14 protein-coding genes are annotated in these 19,890 nt (G+C 42.5%); 6 read left to right on the top strand and 8 right to left on the bottom strand.

Going from position 1 to position 19,890, the window contains the following annotated elements:
- Nucleotides 1–48 precede the first annotated feature (48 nt).
- Entirely contained in the window at nt 49–2,082 is a 2,034-nt protein-coding gene (locus HXT55_RS06165; protein ID WP_064622904.1) for an ABC-F family ATP-binding cassette domain-containing protein, read from the bottom strand.
- A gap of 209 nt (nt 2,083–2,291) precedes the next feature.
- On the opposite strand from HXT55_RS06165, the gene HXT55_RS06170 reads away from it, so the two are divergent.
- Nucleotides 2,292–3,446 carry a quinone-dependent dihydroorotate dehydrogenase gene (locus HXT55_RS06170; protein ID WP_064622906.1) on the top strand — a complete coding sequence of 385 codons (1,155 nt, stop codon included), beginning with the start codon at nt 2,292–2,294 and terminating at the stop codon, nt 3,444–3,446.
- Nucleotides 3,447–3,563: 117 nt separating this feature from the next.
- Here the strand turns inward: HXT55_RS06170 and HXT55_RS06175 are convergent, their stop codons facing one another.
- The 5 genes from HXT55_RS06175 to HXT55_RS06195 all read right to left on the bottom strand — a co-directional run bounded on the left by HXT55_RS06175 (nt 3,564) and on the right by HXT55_RS06195 (nt 12,300).
- Nucleotides 3,564–5,954 (bottom strand): transglycosylase domain-containing protein, encoded by a 2,391-nt coding sequence (locus HXT55_RS06175; protein WP_064622908.1) that lies wholly within the window; start codon nt 5,952–5,954, stop codon nt 3,564–3,566.
- Between the two features lie 52 nt (nt 5,955–6,006).
- Entirely contained in the window at nt 6,007–6,726 is a 720-nt protein-coding gene (locus HXT55_RS06180) for a Crp/Fnr family transcriptional regulator (RefSeq protein WP_004112109.1), read from the bottom strand.
- Between the two features lie 30 nt (nt 6,727–6,756).
- Complete coding sequence (locus HXT55_RS06185; protein WP_064622910.1) at nt 6,757–9,258, bottom strand: S9 family peptidase; 2,502 nt, start codon at nt 9,256–9,258, stop codon at nt 6,757–6,759.
- Between the two features lie 68 nt (nt 9,259–9,326).
- Nucleotides 9,327–10,646, bottom strand: a complete 1,320-nt coding sequence (locus HXT55_RS06190) for a phosphatase domain-containing protein (RefSeq protein WP_004116977.1) — start codon at nt 10,644–10,646, stop codon at nt 9,327–9,329.
- Nucleotides 10,647–10,710: 64 nt separating this feature from the next.
- On the bottom strand, nt 10,711–12,300 hold the full coding sequence (locus HXT55_RS06195) for a L,D-transpeptidase (protein ID WP_180947406.1): 1,590 nt from the start codon (nt 12,298–12,300) through the stop codon (nt 10,711–10,713).
- Nucleotides 12,301–12,557: 257 nt separating this feature from the next.
- On the opposite strand from HXT55_RS06195, the gene HXT55_RS06200 reads away from it, so the two are divergent.
- The 4 genes from HXT55_RS06200 (at nt 12,558) to rpiA (ending at nt 17,306) form a co-directional block, all read left to right on the top strand.
- Nucleotides 12,558–13,691: a diacylglycerol/lipid kinase family protein gene (locus HXT55_RS06200; protein ID WP_064623286.1), complete on the top strand. Its 1,134-nt coding sequence runs from the start codon at nt 12,558–12,560 to the stop codon at nt 13,689–13,691.
- A 30-nt stretch (nt 13,692–13,721) separates the two neighbouring features.
- Nucleotides 13,722–15,395: a phosphoglucomutase (alpha-D-glucose-1,6-bisphosphate-dependent) gene (gene pgm, locus HXT55_RS06205; RefSeq protein ID WP_004112076.1), complete on the top strand. Its 1,674-nt coding sequence runs from the start codon at nt 13,722–13,724 to the stop codon at nt 15,393–15,395.
- A 34-nt stretch (nt 15,396–15,429) separates the two neighbouring features.
- Entirely contained in the window at nt 15,430–16,491 is a 1,062-nt protein-coding gene (locus HXT55_RS06210; RefSeq protein WP_004112073.1) for a ribonuclease H family protein, read from the top strand.
- Between the two features lie 116 nt (nt 16,492–16,607).
- Entirely contained in the window at nt 16,608–17,306 is a 699-nt protein-coding gene (rpiA, locus tag HXT55_RS06215; RefSeq protein ID WP_004112071.1) for a ribose-5-phosphate isomerase RpiA, read from the top strand.
- 194 nt (nt 17,307–17,500) lie between these two features.
- On the opposite strand, the gene HXT55_RS06220 is transcribed toward rpiA, so the two are convergent.
- Nucleotides 17,501–17,590 carry a 30S ribosomal protein bS22 gene (locus tag HXT55_RS06220; protein ID WP_004268639.1) on the bottom strand — a complete coding sequence of 30 codons (90 nt, stop codon included), beginning with the start codon at nt 17,588–17,590 and terminating at the stop codon, nt 17,501–17,503.
- Between the two features lie 126 nt (nt 17,591–17,716).
- Nucleotides 17,717–18,346, bottom strand: a complete 630-nt coding sequence (locus HXT55_RS06225) for a hypothetical protein (RefSeq protein WP_004112066.1) — start codon at nt 18,344–18,346, stop codon at nt 17,717–17,719.
- A 93-nt stretch (nt 18,347–18,439) separates the two neighbouring features.
- Between HXT55_RS06225 and radA the strand changes: the two genes are divergently transcribed.
- On the top strand, nt 18,440–19,885 hold the full coding sequence (radA, locus tag HXT55_RS06230) for a DNA repair protein RadA (RefSeq protein WP_064623288.1): 1,446 nt from the start codon (nt 18,440–18,442) through the stop codon (nt 19,883–19,885).
- Nucleotides 19,886–19,890: the final 5 nt, after the last annotated feature.

Consider the following 19,890-nt stretch of genomic DNA (forward strand, 5'->3'; position numbering starts at 1 on the left):
GCATTAATCTTGAGCAAAATCGCAATGCAAAAACTGTAGACTTTTGCATCAAATTTGCTCACTAAGCGCAAGCCACTCTTCTTCTAACGCGCTCGACTCACTTTGATTCGCCTGTAACTTCTCGTTAAGCTCTTGCAAGCCAACAAAATCGCTAGGATTATGGCTAGCCATTTTTTGCTCAATCTCGCTTTTTTCTTCCTCAAGCTTTTCTAGTTTTCGCTCTATTGCTGAAACTCTTCTAGTAGCATCGTAGTAAGCTTTTCCGCTTAATTTTGCTTCATATTTTTGATTGGATTTTTCCGCAGAATCCGCATCTGACGAATCGCCAGCAACCGCCCTAGAACTCGCCTCAAAATCTGCCTTAGATTCTTGCATATTTGCGCGCTCATAGTCTTCCATAATCTTTAAATACTCGTCAACTCCGCCTGGAAGATGGCGAATCTTGCCGTCAATCAATGCAAATTGCTGATCAGTCACTCGCTCAAGCAAGTATCTGTCGTGAGATACAACAATCAAAGTGCCTGGCCATGTGTCTAGTAAATCTTCCATAACTGCAAGCATGTCGGTGTCTAGATCGTTTCCAGGCTCGTCCATTATCAACACATTTGGCTCGTTTAGAAGAATCAAAAGCAATTGCATGCGGCGTTTCTGGCCGCCTGAAAGATCTGCAATTGGTGTCATAAGCTGCTCTGGCTTAAAACCAAGCCTCTCCATAAGTTGACCAGGAGTTACTTCTTTGCCGTCGATTATGTAACTTGGCTTATATCTACTCAAAACCTCTTTGACTTTATATTTTCCAAGCTTTTCCAGCTCTTCTAATCGTTGAGAAAGCACAGCAAATTTTACAGTTTTACCAATGTTTACGTGCCCTTTAGTTGGACGCAAAGAGCCGTCGATTATGCTTAAAAGTGTTGATTTTCCAGCGCCATTAGCTCCTACTATGCCGAATCGGTCTCCAGGTCCTATTAGCCACGTTTGATTGTCTAAAATCATGCGGCCGCTAATCGTTTTTTGTAATGCTGCACACGTTTCTTTTAATGACGATTCTTCTTGCGATAGTTGCGATTCTTGCGACTGTGCGGCTGCTTGCGATTCGTCTACAGAAATCGTAACGCTACCATCATGTGTAGGCTGGGAAAATGGCGATTTTACAATATCTGCATCGGCTCCAGCAGGATTTGACGAATCTTCAAAAATTTGCGTAACGTCAATCAAATCAACAACTTGCTTGCCGAGTCGAGAAGTTGCCATTCTCTTCAACTCAAGAGTATCTCGCATTGGCGGAACGTCTGCTATAAGCTCGCGAGCCTGCTTAACGTGGAATTTTTGCTTTGTAGAACGAGCGCGAGCACCCCTAGAAAGCCACGCAAGCTCTTTACGAGCCAAATTCCGCCTGCGCTCCTCGCGAACATCCGCCTGACGTTCGCGCTCAACACGCTGCATCATGTACGCACTGTATCCGCCTTCAAACGGGTCGATTGCTCCATCGTGAACTTCCCACATAGAAGAGCAAACTTCGTCTAAAAACCACCTGTCGTGCGTAACGAGCAAAAGCGCGCCCTGCCCGTCTTGCCACCTGTGCAAAAGATGCTCTGCGAGCCAATGAATTGTAAGCACATCAAGATGATTCGTAGGCTCATCCAAAGCCAAAATATCCCAATCATGCAACAGCAACCTAGCCAAATCCGCACGCCTACGCTGACCTCCAGAAAGCGTACCAACTTTAGCTTCAAGATTGATTCCGCCAAGAAGAGCCTCAACAATTTCGCGAGACTTTGAATCAGCAGCCCACTCATAATCCTGGCGATTCTCCAATGCAGCTTGGCGAACTGTAGCATTATCGTCCAGTGGATCTCGCTGGCTTAAAATGCCAAATGTCAATCCGCTTCTACGCGTAACTCTGCCAGAATCTGGGTCCATACTACCCTCAAGAAGCTTAAGAAGCGTGGATTTTCCGTCTCCGTTTTTTCCAACAATTCCTATACGGTCTCCCTCAAAAACGCCTTGAGTCACATTTCTAAAAATAGTTTTTGTTGCAAATTCAAGCGATACGCGTTCTAGTCCCAAATCATAAGTAGGCATAACTCACAAATATAGCTGTGCTACTATACTACGCGCGGTAAAGCGCTTAGACCGCACGAACGACAGGACCTGCCCGGGATTGTACGTGATTTAGATCAAATTTGGTACAAACTCGGAAAAACAACTCCGCATTTTGTAGCTCAACACACCAAAATCAACAACAAAAAGCGGAAAGTCGCATAATATTGAATGTCGTATAATATTGAGTTATGGGTTATGTATCTGAAAATTCTTTACACAATGCTGTGAACAAAGCTGCAACAGACTTATTCACCTTTAGCTATAAGCATGTAATTAAGCCGCACTTAGTGTTTAACATTCCACCAGACGAAGCTCACGATCGCATGATTGCTTTCTGCAAGACGAGTGAGCGCATTCCTGGATTAATGTGGCTTTTGCGGCAAATGCTCAATTACACGGATCCAATTTTAGAAACGCGAGTTATGGGAGTGGACTTTGCGAATCCATTTGGATTAAGCGCAGGACTCGATAAAAACTGCGATTTGTGCACAGTTCTAGACAACGCTGGCTTTGGTTTTGAAACAGTTGGCTCCACAACTGCTCGCCCATGCGAAGGAAACGCTAAACCTTGGTATCATAGGCTTCCGCAATATGATTCTCTTCTTGTTCATGCGGGTCTTGCTAACGATGGCAGCGAGTTTGTGATTCCTAGAGTGGAAAAAGCGTGGACTAATGCTAAAAGCATGCGTGTTTCTGTGAGCATTGCGCGCACCAATGATAATCTTGTTGGTGATTTAGACGAAGGTATTGAAGATTATCGCATATCTATGGAGCGAGCAAGTGGCAAAAGCTCCATGATTGAGGTTAACATTTCTTGTCCAAACACTATGGCTGGCGAGCCTTTTAGCAATCCAGATGCTTTAGATAAGCTTTTTAGTGTTTTAGATAAAGTTAGCAGACCTCAGCCAACTCTTGTAAAAATGCCTTTGAACTTAAAGGGCGGATGGCCTCAATTTAAGTCTTTGCTAGACGTTTTAAGCGAGCATAAGGTTGATGGCGTGAGCATTGCAAATTTGCGCAAGAATCGAGATGGGCTAGACGTTCCTGCAGATTGGCAAGGTGGAATCTCTGGGGCTCCAACATTTGCCGCAAGCAACGATCTTATTAAGCGCACTAGAAGCGAGTTCGGATCTCGCTTTGCTATTGCTGGAATAGGTGGCGTATTTACTGCAAAACAAGCTTATGAAAAGATTAGAAGTGGAGCTGACCTAGTTATGTTCGTTTCTTCTCTTATGTATAGAGGTCCTCAACAAATAACTGTTCTAAAGCGCGGACTTGCTGATTTACTCAGAAAAGATGGGTTTGAAACAGTTAAAGATGCAGTTTCAGCTGATGTAGATTAAAAAAAAACCAGAATAGATAACAATAAATTACAATAAATCAGCTGGTATCGAAGTATTCGCACAATACCTCAATGCCAGCTGATTTTTTAATAATATTTTCAACTAACCAGATGAAGCTTAATTACCGTCAGAAGATGCGTCTCCTGTTCTATCCGTATTACCGTACGTAGAACCAGAAGATGTACTCGTTCTTCCATCGCCAGTAACCGACGATCCACCAGTCGCAGGATCTGTCGAAGCCGCACCCTGATTTGCCTGAGCCTGAGCCTGATCTTGAGCCGCCTGTCTACGAGCATCCTCATCGCGCTTACGCTGCTGCTCTGCATAATCTTCCTGACGCATTTGCGGAGTTAATGACGGCATTTTTCCGCCAGCCATATACTTTGGATCTGGTTTTCCGTAATCGTTATCCATAGGCGTGTTAGATGCCTTTAGGTACGTATCCATAAACTTTTTCCAAGCAGGCATACCAATGTAGGTACCATACCATGTGCTGTGGTAGACGCCATTAATTCTCATATTGCTAAAGCTCTTTTGTACTTCCGCATTTCCAACGGCAACAAAAGCAGAAACCTTATTTGGCACAAATCCAGCAGTAGTCATGTAGTATTGCTCGTTCGTACCTGTTTTAGCAAAAGTCTTACGACCGCCTTCTAGTTGCGCGCCATGAGCAACACCACTTGGCTGAACAACACCTTGATTCATAGCGTATGCAACAGTTTGAGCAATCTTCTTTGGAATAGCTTGATGGCAATGCGCACTAGGAACACGAAGTCGCTTGCCATTTTTGTCTACTACTCGCTTAATTGCTATAGGATCACATTGAACACCATTAGCGCCAATAGTTGCAAAAACATTAGCCATTGTTAGCGGCGAAGCTTGCACAGCACCAATCAACATAGGAGGATTGAACGAGTTCTTAGAGAACACATCTTCTTGACCCAGTGGCGAATTGTGATACCCAAGTGTTTTCGCAGCCTCTGCCACTGCACACAGCTTAAGCTGAGCACCCATAGCAGCCTGAATAGTGTTATGAGAATGAACAAGACCCATTAAAGGCGTTTCTGGGCTAACACTACCGCCACCAGAGTTTTGAACAGACCAGCGGCCAATTCCACGATACCTTGCGCAAGAAAAATCAGTGTTGTTATAAAGCATGCTTGTTCTTAGAGGCTGATTAATCGACTTTCCAGCAAGCAGCCAAGCAACAATGTTAATTGGCTTCCACGTAGAACCAATCTGCCAGCCTAAGCCGCCGCCGTCTCGCTCGTCTACAGCGTAGTTAATCGCAGTGTGCGTAGGGTCTGATTTTGCTGCATCTGTAGCATCGTAAATACGGTTGCTTCCAAATCCAAGTACTTCTCCAGTTCCAGGTTTAATAGCAGCAATCGAAACTTCAAAACCGCTTGGATCGTTTATTGGAACAGTAGCCCTAGCTGTATCCATTGCAGAAGAGTTTGCAAGAATATCCATTGTTGTGTAAATGTCTAATCCGCCTTCGTTAAGCAGCTTCTGCCTTGCTACAGTTGTTTTGCCAAATTCTCTAGAATTCAAGATTTTCTTAGTAACATAATCACAGAAGAATGCTGCATCTCCAGCAGCCTGGCAACCGACGTTAGCAACTTCATGCTGAATATTAAGAGTGCTTTTAATTGGTGTTGCAACCGCATCATCATGTTCTTTTTGACTTATAAAGTTTTGTCGAAGCATTAAATCAAGAACTATATTTCTTTGCTTCTGTGATTCAGGCTGATTTTCTTCAATAGAAGGATCGTACCTAGAAGGATTCTTTGTGATTGCTGCAATAGTCGCAGCTTGAACAAGATTAAGATTGGCTGCAGTGGTATTAAAATAGCGTTTTGCAGCAGTTTCTACACCGTAAAGATTATTACTACCAAACTGTGCAACGTTTAAATATCCCTGTAAAATCTCTAGCTTAGAGTATTTTTTCTCCATTTGTATTGCGATTAACATTTCTCGCAATTTTCTAGCAACAGTACTTTCTGCAGCATGATATTCCGAAATAGGATCATTGTCTTCTCTAGCTTTGATCATAAGAACATTCTTAACGTATTGCTGTGTTAAAGACGATCCACCTTGCATATCAGACTTTTTAATAAACGTTTGCACAAACGCACGCATAACGCCTTGCACATCAACGCCTGAATGTTCAAAGAATCTACGATCCTCACGCGCAACCATTGCCTGCTGCATGTATTGCGATATGCGTCTTAATGGCACAACAGTGCGATTTTGAGCATAAAATGTTGCTATAACTGTTTTGCCATCAGAAGCGTATAAACGCGACTTTTGAGGTAAAGCCGTAACGTCAAAATCAATGCCATCAACTCTAAGAGAAGGCACAACAGACTTGACCACACTGTTTACGCTCATCACTCCTGGCACAAATAAAATACTTGATACTACACCACCTGCAACACACAATGTGATGTACGTAAGAAACAGTGCTAACACGCGACGAGTTGTGAGGGATTTCTTCTTAGGCATGCGAACTATTCTAGAGGTTTGCCTCTACGTTGCGGCACGCAAAAATCGCGATTTATCTTTCTGCTCTGCGAATCAACATTCCAGGTTGGTAAATAATAATTGACCTACCGTGCCTTTTAATCCAACCCCTCTGAGCAAAATCCATCAACGCTTTATTAACTGTTTCTCTAGAAGACCCAACAAGTTGAGCAAGTTCTTCTTGTGTTAAATCGTGAGGAACAAGCACACCTTCCCTAACAGGTTCTCCAAACCTAGAAGCAAGGTTTAAAAGCGTTTTAGCCAATCTAGCTGGAACGTCCATAAAAACAAGATCAGAAATATGCTCATTATTTGCTCTTAAACGTGCAGCTAAAACCTGAAGCATGTCTACAGCAACCCTAGGATGATGGCCAAGCCACTTAAAAAGAACTTCGTTTTCTAGCCATAATACGCGAGTTCTATCTGTAATTGCTATTGCAGAAGCTGTACGCGGACCGCCGAACGGGTCAAAAACAGGAATCTCTCCAAGAATCTCACCGTGCGTGTGGATACTAAGCAATTGCACACGATTATCCCTTGAATGGCGCACGAGCTTAACCCGTCCACGCTCAAGCAGATACATGCGGCGATCAGTATCTCCTTCGTTAAAAATCGCCTGCCCCTTAGAAAAAACCGACTCATGCAAATGCTCGAGAAGCTCCCTCGCTTGATCGAGTGGCACTTGCTTAAATAACGCTGTATGCGTTAAAGGAAGGTCTTCCGTGTAGGGCTTATCTGGCTTAATTCTTACCACAATCAGCCTCCAATGTGTTTTAAAAATATTCTACGAAATACCCATGGCATCTAAACACCATGCGTTTTCATAGCAAACTTCCTCCCACTTTTTGTACCTGCCAGAGCTTCCACCGTGACCGCCATCTGTTTCAATGCGCGCAATCGCGTCCGCACCTGCAGCCTGCAAACGAGCAAGCCACTTAAGAGGCTCCGTAACAAGAACGCGAGTGTCGTTAATCGAAGAAGTTATAAGAATCTTTGGAAACTCACCTGGCTCAACATGTTCAGGCACATTCTCGTAAGGCGTGTAAGACTTTAAATAAGCGTAATCTTGCGCATTATGCAATGGGTCTCCCCATTCGTCCCATTCTGTAACAGTAAGCGGCAACGAGTCGTCTAGCATAGACGTAAGCGCATCAACAAACGGAACATCAGCTTCGATTCCCGCGTAGCATTGCGGAGCCATATTTGCTACAGCGCCCATAAGAAGGCCGCCTGCAGAACCACCATTTGCAACAGTCTGATTCGCATCAGCATACCCAGCTTGTTGCAAAGCGCGCGTAACGTCTACAAAATCTTCAAACGTGTGTTTTTTGTTGCGACGCCTACCATTCTCATACCACGCACGACCCATTTCTCCGCCGCCTCGCACATGCACTTGTACGAACAGCACTCCTCTATCCAGCATGCTTAGACGCGCCACAGAAAAATACGGGTCGCTGCTTATTTCATAAGCTCCGTAAGCGGTGATGAACATTGCTTGTGATTTAGCCACAGTGTTTTTACGCCACACTAGGGATACGGGTACGCGCTCTCCATCTCGGACAGTAATCCACACTCGTTTTTCCGCGTAGTCGTTTTCGTTAAAATCGCCTAGAATTTTCCCACGCTTAAGCAAAACGTCTTTGCCTGTAATAGGATCTATTTCACGCAAAGACCCTAGTGTTGCATAGCTTGAACAAGAATAACGCATTCTTGGAGCTTCGTAAGAAGGATTACCAGTTGCTCCAATAAGGTAAACACGACTATTTTTAGCTTGTTCATTGGTTATTTTAGATAGTTCAATTCGAGCGGTGTTTTGATTTTGATTTTGGATAGATAAATCAGACAAATCAGACAAATTATCTTTTACAACATCGGTTGGTTGCCACTCTTCCGCTGTTTCTTTTATAAAACCTTCTGCCCCAACCCTAATAAAACGCCAAGGTCGTCCAGCATTAAAATCTTCAACAGCATTGCTTTTAGGCATAACAGCAAGCTGAGGCAAGCCATTCGCTCGGAAAGAAAGAGCCACATAACTCTTATAAACGCTTAAACCATCAATGCTCAATCCGCAAGTTCCCTGTAAAATCTTAGGATTTTTGCTGTTATAATACGGTTCACTAACTGCTTTTTTGCTGGCTCCTGGTTCTAATAAATCACCATTTTTGCAGCCGTAAGGAGATCCCTGAACAACACAATCGCCTTCGCCAATGTTAAATGGCATTGATTCCATAGATTGCTTTCGCAAATCTATAACGTCAATCTGAAAATTAGGATTTTTAAGATTGTGGCTTACAAACATGAGTGGAATATCTTTACCATCATCTCCAGCATTTTCAAAGCATGCGAAAGAAACATCGTATTCCACGTTTTTTATAGGCTTTAACACCATCTTAAAATCTGCTTCTGGAGTGCTTAATGGAAGCATTAATACGCGCGAAGTTGTTTTTGAGCTGCTGTTTATCATAATGCTACGTTCGTCGAAACTTTCGTAAACGCTAACAAAAAATCTCGCATCCAATTCTTCAAAAACTTTTACATCATCTTCTACAGAAGTTCCAATTTTATGTCTAAACACTTGGTATGGTCGCCATGCGCTGTCTAAAGTCACATAAAAAACCCATTTTCCGTCTGGTGTTAAAAGCGCAGAAGATATGCCTTTTATGCAATCTGGAAGTGTTATAAAATCATTGCTACTTTTGCAAAAATCACGAATATAAAAATCGAATCTTTCATCACCCTTAGTATCGACGCCAAACAACATTCTCGTGCCGTCTAAACTAATATCCATTCCTCCGAGTTGGAAGAAATCTCCACCAAATTCCGATGCCTCTTTGTTGGCGTCAAAAATAACTTCTTCACCTTCTGTTTCTCCAGGATTTGCGCGTTCATCTATAACTGGCGGATCCCAATCATTCTCGTTTTTAACAGGCATTCGGCATTGAATCCCGTACTGTTTACCTTCTACGGTACGCACATAATACCAATATCCGTCCATTCTCGTTGGAACAGACATATCCGTTTCTTGAATACGCGATTTCATCTCATTAAACAGTTGTTTACGTAAAGAATCTAACCTAGAAACGCGTTGTTCAGTGTACTTGTTTTGAGAATCAATATATTCACGAAGTCTTTTGCTCTCTTTGTCTTTCATCCAAGCATATTCATCTACAAACACATCATTGTGAAACTCACGAACATAATCAATTTTTGTAGCGGTCATAGGCTTACAACCAGCAGCCTTATTTAAAGAATCAAACTCACCGACTTTTAGCGAACTATCTTGCATTTATAACCTTTACAACACATAGAAAACATAAAAATTCTGCACAATTACACAATATCAACTACACAACATTAAACAGCATCCATAATAAATGGAATCATAATATCTTTCAAAGATTCACCATCTGGAGCTGCAAAAAATGGGACACCTTCAAAAGTTCCAGCAGCACCTTTAGCATTAACAAAATTACCATCACCAACGCTTGCAATTCTAGAAGACGCAAGAGTAACCCCAAAATCCTTAGACATTGCTCTCCTAAAATCGGTCATAGTTGAATTGACCTTAAGCTGTCTTATGCCTACCGCTAAAACTCGATTAGGGAATTTTTTTATAATACTCGCATAAGTAGCTGGATCCTTCTGACCATCATCACCAATAAGCACAAATCTCATACCTGGAAAATCATCCATAAGCTGCTGAGCAAACTCAAGCTTATGCTGAGGACCAGTCGGCACAAAAGTCTTAGGTCTAGGATCTAAATCTCTAAGAAGAAGCGGTCCAGATGGAAAACCTTCACGCAAAATGAAGTGTCGTATAGAAGCTTCCACATTCCAAGGAGAAGTTGAAAGATAGAAAAACGGGGCGTTAGGAACAAAATCACGAATCTTATTAAAGAAATGATTCATACCCTTAACAGCATGCCTGTGCTCTGGATTCATAATAAGCAGATTGTAAGCTGCTCTTAGCGGAGAAGGAGCCTGAGTGACCATAATAGTGTCATCAACGTCGGAAATTATTCCTAAAGTAGATTTTTCAGAAATAACAAACATGCTTGCATCAACAGGCTCACGATTATCTACTTTGTAAGACACTTTATGTTCACCAACATTAAGTGATCTTTCGGTAATCAAATCAAGATAACCAGAACAGTCTGAAACACAATATTCAGCACCACTGTTGAAACTAGCATCTGGCTTATCGTACACAGACGAATCACCAACTTGCGCAGATTCAACAGGAACACCATCAATGCTTAAAGAAACACGAATCCTAACAGCAGGGACAACAAGCATCGCATATATTCCGCGCTTCAAAACAGAATGATGCCCAGCTTTAGGAGCAAGAACCGTACGGCAAATCAGACGAGCATAATTATCAGTTCCATAACCAATATAAGGCTCAACGCTTGGGAACCAACCCAAACGGCGCATAATCTTACCGCTTACACGCATCCAAAATCCAACGCTTGATGTAACAAGTTTTCTGACCAATCGAATAAAAGGCGGCTTTTTATCTATACGCTCTTCATCCGAAGGAGCATCAAAAAGCGTGGCTGTAACTCGCACTTGAATAGGCGTACTGCTTATTCTTCTAGCTACAGCTGGAGAATCACATTCTTGCTTGGCTTGTTCGCCGCCTTTTGCAGCGTTATTGTCATCCAATTTAGCCAAATTGTTACTCGCTTTTATGAATTTTATAACTTTTATAAAGCCTATAACTCACTATTACAATGAATTATTGACGAACTGGACCATCTGGCTGCTCGCCAACCACTTGTACGATTGTTCCACGCGGGCAATTGTCGTACACCCACTTAGAATCCTGCTCGTACATATTAATGCAGCCGTGAGAACCATGCTTTGCTGGGTATCCTTGTGCTATACCAACATCATTCCACCTTGCTGTATGGAATGAAATTCCACCGTTAAAGTAGCTAACCCAAGTAATTCCAGGCAAATAGTATCTAGAACCGTCTCTATTAAATCCTTGCATAGCTTGAACGTCATAACGTAAGTAAATGTGGAATGTTCCATTTGGCGTCTCGTAATATCCATTGGAGCCCGTGCAAACTGGCATTGTTCGTATTAATTGATCATCTTTGTAAACGCTTACTGTCTGCGTGGTTTTATCAACCACAATACGCATTTCAACAATCTTCTTTTCAACAGCAAACTTTACTACATTTGTTGGAACCGTAATCTTTGCGTCTGTACCCTTTTCGATAGCATCCACAACCTTGTTTGCTACATCCTTTGAATAGCGAACCTCTACGCCATTAACACCTTTAAGAGTGGTCATTATGAACTGACCCTTCTTACTATAAGTGTCTTCCTGATCTATTTTCTGCTGGTTCAGATTCTTAGCAAGCTCTTTTGAAAGCCAAGTATTTACTGCTTCCCTATCTACAGTAAACGAAATCTGCTTTCTCTGTTCATCAGCATTAACCTTAATCCAAGAAGCGATTGCAGATTTATGTATCGTAAAATCTTTTGAATCGCCATTACTTAAAGTGATTTTCTTAGTAAGAATATTATTAAGCTGATCCACAGTTTTCTTAGCAACATCACGCTTAATCGGTGCTTCAATCCTACGAGACTCAATAGTAACTTTTACTGTTTTACCAGGATTTTCAAGCGATTTTTTAACAGCCTCACGAACAGGCAATGTTATTACTGTACGACCTGGAACACCATCTTCCACCACATAAGATTCAGAACCAGAATCGTATTTTGCCGTATAAGGCATTGCACGATCTTTATCGTTAACAAATTTCTTGATGATATACGCATCCATATCCATGTCGTTTCGAGTTGCTTGCAAAGCGACAGTCTTCTGAACCCAAGGCATAAGCATTGTAAACGCGTTATCATGCTTAGATCGCATTATATTTTTAACCGTTGCGCTCTTATCTACTTTGACGTACAAGTCTTCAAAATTCGCGTTGATTGTTTTACCACGATCATCTTTAATTTCTATTTTGGTGCTATCAACAGCATTATCTACATTTTTAGAAACCGCTGCCAACTGAGCGCCAACAATTTGACTACTTCCAGCAAAATGTACACCAGGGGCAACACGATCATGGAAATACGCTTGTGTGCCAAGAAAAGCGCAGACTAAGAGTATAACGAATATGACCAAAGAATATAAAAGAACCAGTGCAGACTTGTTCGACTTATGGCGATTCTTTAAAACAGCAGTCTGATTTATATCGTTATTGTCAATATTGTAATTATCTACACTGTTTACGTCTATATTATTAGCAATATTATCAATATTTTCAGACTCAAAAGCGTCTGGATTATTATGTTCTAACTCGGACATACTCTTAAACCCCTGCTCGATTAATGGCACAAAAATCGCATGTGGCAAGTTTAGCACTTGCTTAGCATATAACTCACATAAGGAATGTAAAACATATAAATAGAAATAATAGAAATAATAGAAATAAATAATAGAAATGCGAGCCAAAAATAAAAAATATGCTCAATACGTGATGAAAATGTGAAAAGTAATCAAATATTCGCAAATATTCTAAAAATAATCACCATATATTAAAGATATGTGCAAGAATAATAAATATGCCAGATATACCAATTCAAGCGACGATTGCGTTAATGGTGATTGTTTTTGCGCTAGTACTTGCGCCATTCATCATTATGATAGTTACGCGCGCCTTGAAAAAGCATCATTTAGCAGAAAAACTCGCAGAGCGACACGGAGATAGTGTACATTACGCTTTCATACTAAACCCGTCTAAACCTCAAGCAGAACAATATAGACTTGACATTAAAGAATATTGCAAATCACACAATTTCACATACGAAATAATAGACACTCAATTAAATAAAGATGGGCGAGAATGCGCACTCGAAGCCTTAGAAAACGGGGCAAATGTTGTTGTAGCAGTTGGTGGAGATGGCACTGTTAGAACGGTTGCAAGCGCGGTTTCTGGCACGAACCACGCGATGGGAATAATTCCAATTGGCACAGGGAACTTGTTTGCGCGCAACATGGGCATTCCAGTAGATGATGTTCAAGCAGCACTAAGAGTTGCAACAAGCCACGGATCTAAAAAAGTTGACGTTGGGCGTGTTTTTATACTCGACAAGCCGTATGAAGACCATGGTCACGCATTTTTGATTATTGCAGGAATTGGATTCGACGCTCTTATGATAGACGACACTAATCCTGCGCTTAAAAAGAACATAAGCTGGCTTGCATACTTTGTTGCTGGCGTTAAACACTTATTTGCGCCAAAATATCGCGGAGACGTTACTTTTATTAGAGAAAACGGTACAAATCACACAGCAAGAGGAATATCATTCCGCACACTTATGGCTGGTAATTGTGGACAAATACCAATGCTTTCTTTAATGCCAGAAGCCGTTTACGATGATGGCATATTAGACTTCGAAATTATTGACACATCTGGCGGATTAATTGGATGGGCTAACCTATTTGGAGACGTTGTACACCAAACCGTTACAGGAAAAGCAAAGCAAAGTCCGCTTTCTACAAACTCTAAAATCGACCAATCGCAAGGTGTTGAAGCAGAAGTCAAGATAGAACGACCTGCTCCTGTGCAAGTTGATGGAGATATTTTAGGCTACACAAAACACTTGCGTTTTAGCGTAGACAAACAGGCTTTATGCGTTCGCATACCAGAGAGTTTACAATCTTCTTTGACTCAAAATAATGCTAACTTACGTTAAAATACCGTCGCCGTGGCAAAATAAAAAATTATGGTAGCAAAAAATGCGGGAATGCCCGCCACCCCAGAAGATCTAGTAGATGTCGACGCTTTGGTTGGCGCTTACTATGATGAAGTTCCAAATTCCAATATTCCAGAACAGCGCGTGATTTTCGGTACGTCCGGTCACCGTGGTTCTGCTTTAAAAACTTCGTTTAACGAAGCTCATATTGTGGCTATTACTCAAGCTATTGCTGAATATCGCAAGAAGGCTGGCGTAACTGGTCCTCTTTATATTGGTCGCGATACGCATGCTCTTTCTGAGCCTGCTCAAAAAACCGCTATCGAGGTTTTGGTTGCTAACGGAGTTCACGTTCGCGTGGATTCTCGCGGCGATTTCGTGCCAACTCCTGTTGTTTCTCAGGCTATTTTGACGCATAATCGCGCAGCAGACGGCACTCAACGCTTTAGCGGAGACGGCTTGGCAGATGGCATTGTCGTCACTCCTTCGCACAATCCTCCAACCGACGGAGGTTTTAAGTACGACCCTGTAACAGGCGGTCCTGCACCTGCAGAAGTGACTAACGCAATTGCAGCTCGCGCAAACGAATTGCTCGACAACTACAAGTCCGTTAAGCGCGTGCCTTTCGAGGAAGCAATCAAGTCTGATTTGGTTGAAGGCTTCGATTACCGCGAGCACTACGTTAGCGATTTGGCTAACGTAATCGATTTCGATGTGATTCGCTCTAGCGGCGTGCGTTTGGGAATTGACCCACTCGGCGGCGCAAGCGTAAACTACTGGCCACTTATGAACGAAAAGTACGGTTTAAACATTGGCGTTGTGCGTCCAGAAGTTGACCCAACTTGGCGATTCATGACTATTGACCACGATGGCAAGATTCGTATGGATCCAAGCTCCCCTTACGCAATGAAGGGCTTAGTTGATCAGCTTAACGCTGGCGCTTGGGATAAGTACGATTTGGTTGGAGGCACTGATCCAGATGCCGATCGCCATGGTATCGTGTGCCCGAATTGGGGCGTTATGAACCCGAACCACTACATTGCAGTGTGCGTGGAGTACTTGTTCGGCGGCGCTCGTCCGGATTGGCCAAAGAATACTGCTATCGGCAAGACGCTTGTGTCTTCTTCCTTGATTGACCGCGTAGCTGCTTCGATTAACGCTAAGCTTGTGGAAGTTCCTGTTGGCTTCAAGTGGTTCGTTGACCCACTCTTTAGCGGCGAAGTTGCTTTCGGCGGCGAGGAAAGCTCTGGCATGAGCTTCTTGCGCAAAGACGGACGCGTGTGGACCACCGATAAGGATGGTTTGATTCCTGATTTGCTCGCTGCGGAAATTACTGCAAAGACTGGTAAGAACCCTGCTCAGCTTCACCAAGATCAGGTTGCTCGCTTTGGAGAAAGCTGGTACAAGCGCGTAGATACTCCAACAACTCTTGAACAGAAGCAGAAGTTTGCGGCTCTAAGTGGCAACGATGTTGAAGCAACTAAGCTCGCTGGCGAAGATATTACCGCAAAGCTTACGGAAGCTCCTGGAAACGGCGCAAAGATTGGCGGCTTGAAGGTTACGACCAAGAACAATTGGTTCGCTGCTCGCCCATCTGGTACCGAGAACATTTACAAGGTTTATGCTGAGTCCTTCGTTTCTCCAGAGGCACTTGACAAGGTGCTTGAGGAAGCTACTGCTGTAGTAGACAAGGCTTTAGCGTAACGTAATAATCTTTCGTAAGTAAAGAATCTACTAATTGCGCTGGTTGCAATCTGCAACCGGCGCATTTTTGAAAGGTTTTGTGATGATTGTTGTTTCTACCGATGGTTCAGCACTTGGAAATCCAAATGGATCAATGGGTTGGGCTTGGGCAGACCACACTGATGAAGCAGGAAGCACGCACGAGCATCAACATGCAGGAAACGCGGATGCAGGCGGAGCCACAAATGGCACGAATCAAATTGGTGAGTTATGCGCAGTACTAGAAGCGTTGAGAGCACACCCTGGAAGCGAGGATCTTACAATCGAAACTGATTCGCAATACGCTATAAACTGCTCAACCACGTGGATTCACGGGTGGAAGAAGAACGGTTGGAAGAACTCCAAAAAAGAGCCTGTAAAAAACGCAGATTTGATTCGCGCAATCGATTCGGAGATTACTAAACGCGAAGGCTCCGTTAAGTTCGTCTGGGTTAAGGGACACGCTGGAAACGCTGGAAACGAAAAAGTTGATGAGCTGGCTAGAACTTATGCTGAAGATTGCCGCAGCAGATTGAAGGATGGATACCTGCCACTAGAAGGATGGAAATCGTTGATTTCTTCTACATATGCAGACGGTGTTGATGTACCAGAAGACGCAAAAATGCTGTTAGACGGCAAGATTTCTAATGCTGAATATCACATAGGAAGATGCGTTGGTAAGGATATTAATCCTGATTTTAAAGGCGATTTTCATCGTGAAACAAAACGTGAAACATCCGATGATGATGCCATTAAATACGCCGATAACAGCGTTGCTAACGATTCAACTACGCGTAACAGTAATACACAGGACGAATCGAAAGCATCCGACGAGTCGCGTAAAAATAAACAATCTCAAAATAAATCAGAACAAAAATATCAAGTAGTGCCAGGATTATGTGTATCTGGAACATTACAATTCACACCTGCTCCAAATACGAGCCAAAGCTTTAATGGTCAACCACGATACGTATTAGGAAACATACAAGTAAGCGGATATGTTCAGCCAGACGGCACTCTTAAACTAGATCCAACCGAGTTTTATATTCAAACAAAAGCTGCAAACCAAACAGAATAAAATCTGAACGCAGACTAATATGTAGTATGTATGAAATAAGTGGCGGTTGGTAAAAACGCTATAAACGCGCTGTTATTTTAGCCACGCCAACAAGAAAGATAAGAAAGTAGGCACAAATGGATAAAGCACAGCAAGATGCTCTTAAGAAGGCAGCTGGCATTGAGGCCGCAAAGATTGTACAAAATGGCATGATGGTTGGACTTGGAACCGGCTCTACTGTTCGTTTTCTTGTAGACGAACTCGGTCGCAGAGTAAAAGAAGAAGGCTTGAGCTTCACTGGTGTCACAACTTCTCGACGCACGCAAGAGCAGGCAGAGGGCTACGGCATTAAGATTCTTGACATTAACGATGTTGACCATATTGACGTTACTATTGATGGTTCAGATGAAGTCGATAAGAACTTTAACGGTATTAAGGGCGGCGGTGCAGCATTGCTCTGGGAGAAGATTGTTGCAATTAACTCCGACCGCATTGTGTGGATTGTGGACGCCAGCAAGGTAGTTGATACAATCGGCAAGTTCCCACTTCCTGTTGAGGTAATTCCATTCGGATCTGCACAAGTGATTCGCAAGTTTGAAAAGCGCGGATACAAGCCAGTTTTGCGTCTTGATGCAGATGGCAAGGAAGTGCGTACAGACGAAAATAACTTTGTTGTTGACTTGCACTTGGAGCGCATTGAGCACCCGCAAGAGCTTGCTAAGGATTTGATTGAGACTGTTGGCGTTGTAGAACACGGATTGTTCTTGAATATGGTTGACACTGTGATTGTTGGTGATCCAAACGGTCCGCGCACTCTTACAAACCCAAATAAGTAAACTGCATATCTAAATTTAACCAATCATTTCCCGAAAATGTACGTAAAATCCACTGTTTTACGTACATTTTCGGGAAATTTTTTACATTCTTCAATCATTGCAGTCTTCAATCGCAATAAAAAAAAAAGCGCTGGAAAAATCCAACGCTTTCAAAAGTGTTACGTGCCCAAACGGGCAGGCGCGCCAAACAGCTACTACTTACGCTGATGACGAGTCTTACGCAGCAGTTTGCGGTGCTTCTTCTTGCTCATCCGCTTGCGGCGCTTCTTGATGACAGAACCCATCTGAAGCCTCCATTCATATGTAAAGTGTGCAACTTGCCTAATGTTACACCGTTTTGACGACTTTGGAAAATTTTAAAACAAAATTTTACAAAAACACGTACAAAACAGCCTATATCACTACGAAAGTTACATTGGGAATTGCTTATAGAATCTTTCAACAGACTGTTTTAAACCAGTCACTTCAAATACAACAGTGTCATTTTGCCAGATTGCACTAGCTTTAGTTTTGCTATTATCATCTGCCTTCAAAACATAGCTTCCAGTAGCCTTACCAGCAACCTGAATCTTTCCAGAAGCAATATCACTTCCAGCTAATGCATCAGTCAAAAGCTCATATTGCTTATTTGCTAAATCACGACTACTCCATTGAGCAACAACGACTGAAACATCACTGCCAGATTCTCCCGTAGAATATCTAACAGTGTATTCTTCCAAAGGAGATGCGGAAGACCATTTAGCACTAGGAGAAGCATCAACACGCGCAAAATCAAGAACACTATCTGGCATAGATCTTAACAGTGCAGTAGATGTACTAGGCAAATCTTTAGACTTAATTGACGGAGTTTTTGCAGAAGACACCTGAGTTTTAGCAGACTGCGGTTGCTGGCGATTTAACGCCCAGCCAGGCCATATGAATGCGGAAACTATAGCTAAAACGACCACTATTACGGCAACTATAAGAACTTTTCGTAAGTTGTTATGAGAAGCAGATACAGATGAAGTCGAGTTAGAAGGATTATTCGCATAAGAATTCATATTTTTTACCCCACATAACACTGTTCAACATACTTGGATTATCTCACAAAAGTATGACGGTAAAATGTCTACAAATGCAGCTAGCGTCAAATCATGGCTGCAAAATCTACTACTTACTACTTATGCTCCGAATGCGGTTGGAGTGGTTCAAAATGGTATGGTCGCTGTCCAGAATGCGGCGAATGGGGAACATTAAACGAGTTTCACGAGTCTAAAGCTACAAGCGGAGTTTCACGAGCCTCCACAAGATCTAGAAATGCAAAAAATAACATTTCTACAATAACAAATCTTGATTCTAGCGTAGATGCTCAGCCAATCAGTGAAATTACAGCAGATAATGGCATGCGAATCCACACAGGATTTAGCGAATTTGACCGCGTTTTAGGAGGAGGGCTTGTTCCAGGATCAGTCACGCTTATAGCAGGCGAACCAGGAATCGGAAAATCTACTCTACTTTTAGAAACAGCAGGAAAAATTGCCAAGAATTGCAACGGATCTGCGAAAAACACTGCCGAATACACAAAAAATTTAGTCCTGTACATTTCTGGCGAAGAATCAAAGTCGCAAGTAAAATTGCGCGCATCACGCATAAATGCCATAAGTCAAAATCTTCTTCTTGCGTCTACAACAGACTTAAACACAGCTTTAGCGCTAATCGAAAAATATAAGCCAACTCTTGCAATTGTAGATTCGGCACAAACTATTGTTTCTAGCGATGTTGAAGGAATTACAGGAGGCTCCACTCAAGTTCGAGAAGTAGCTAGCGCGCTTATAGACGTTGCTAAAACTTGCGATATTCCAATTCTTCTTGTTGGACACGTTACAAAAGACGGCTCGATTGCAGGTCCTCGCACGCTTGAACATCTTGTAGACACTGTTTGCCAATTTGAAGGAGATAGTCAAACCGCATTACGCATGCTTCGCGCTGTTAAAAATCGTTTTGGACCTACAGACGAAGTTGGCTGCTTCGACATGAGTGGCGATGGTATTGAAGAGGTTCCAGATCCTTCTGGGCTTTTCCTGTCTTCTAATGGAGATTGTAAAAATGAAGGAACGTGCGTAACTTTTACTTTAGAAGGACACAGAAGCATACCTATTGAAATTCAGGCTCTTGTTACAGATTCGGTTCTGCCAGCCCCTAGACGCGCAGTTTCTGGAGTAGACACAAACAGAATTGCCATGCTTACCGCTGTTTTATATAGACATGGTGGATTAAATCTTTTGTCTAAAGATATTTACGTTTCTACGATTGCTGGAGCTAAGGCGAAAGAACCTGCTTGCGATTTAGCAATAGTGGCAAGTTTGGCGAGCGCAGCCAAAAATAAGGCAGTCTTACCTTTAACTTGCGCAATTGGTGAGATTAGTCTTACTGGTCAGATTCGCCCAGCTTCTAGAATGGAACCCAGAATTAGAGAAGCATCTAGGATCGGCTATAAGCGTGCGATCGTGTGTAATATGCGAAAGAAAATTAGCATTCCCGGTATTGACATAATCGAAGTAGAGAATTTAAAAGAAGCTTTGAACGCACTTGGATTATAGGGATA

The sequence above is a fragment of the Gardnerella sp. KA00718 genome, from assembly GCF_049244285.1.
GTDB classification, from domain to species: Bacteria; Actinomycetota; Actinomycetes; order Actinomycetales; family Bifidobacteriaceae; genus Bifidobacterium; species Bifidobacterium vaginale.

Bases quoted from the DNA above. Each gene is read 5' to 3' on its own strand.
- HXT55_RS06175 (WP_064622908.1), bottom strand. From the start codon at position 5,954: ATGCCTAAGAAGAAATCCCTCACAACTCGTCGCGTGTTAGCACTGTTT.
- rpiA (WP_004112071.1), top strand. From the start codon at position 16,608: ATGGATAAAGCACAGCAAGATGCTCTTAAGAAGGCAGCTGGCATTGAG.
- radA (WP_064623288.1), top strand. From the start codon at position 18,440: ATGGCTGCAAAATCTACTACTTACTACTTATGCTCCGAATGCGGTTGG.
- HXT55_RS06225 (WP_004112066.1), bottom strand. From the start codon at position 18,346: ATGAATTCTTATGCGAATAATCCTTCTAACTCGACTTCATCTGTATCT.
- pgm (WP_004112076.1), top strand. From the start codon at position 13,722: ATGGTAGCAAAAAATGCGGGAATGCCCGCCACCCCAGAAGATCTAGTA.
- HXT55_RS06200 (WP_064623286.1), top strand. From the start codon at position 12,558: ATGCCAGATATACCAATTCAAGCGACGATTGCGTTAATGGTGATTGTT.
- HXT55_RS06195 (WP_180947406.1), bottom strand. From the start codon at position 12,300: ATGTCCGAGTTAGAACATAATAATCCAGACGCTTTTGAGTCTGAAAAT.
- HXT55_RS06220 (WP_004268639.1), bottom strand. From the start codon at position 17,590: ATGGGTTCTGTCATCAAGAAGCGCCGCAAGCGGATGAGCAAGAAGAAG.
- HXT55_RS06165 (WP_064622904.1), bottom strand. From the start codon at position 2,082: ATGCCTACTTATGATTTGGGACTAGAACGCGTATCGCTTGAATTTGCA.
- HXT55_RS06185 (WP_064622910.1), bottom strand. From the start codon at position 9,258: ATGCAAGATAGTTCGCTAAAAGTCGGTGAGTTTGATTCTTTAAATAAG.
- HXT55_RS06170 (WP_064622906.1), top strand. From the start codon at position 2,292: ATGGGTTATGTATCTGAAAATTCTTTACACAATGCTGTGAACAAAGCT.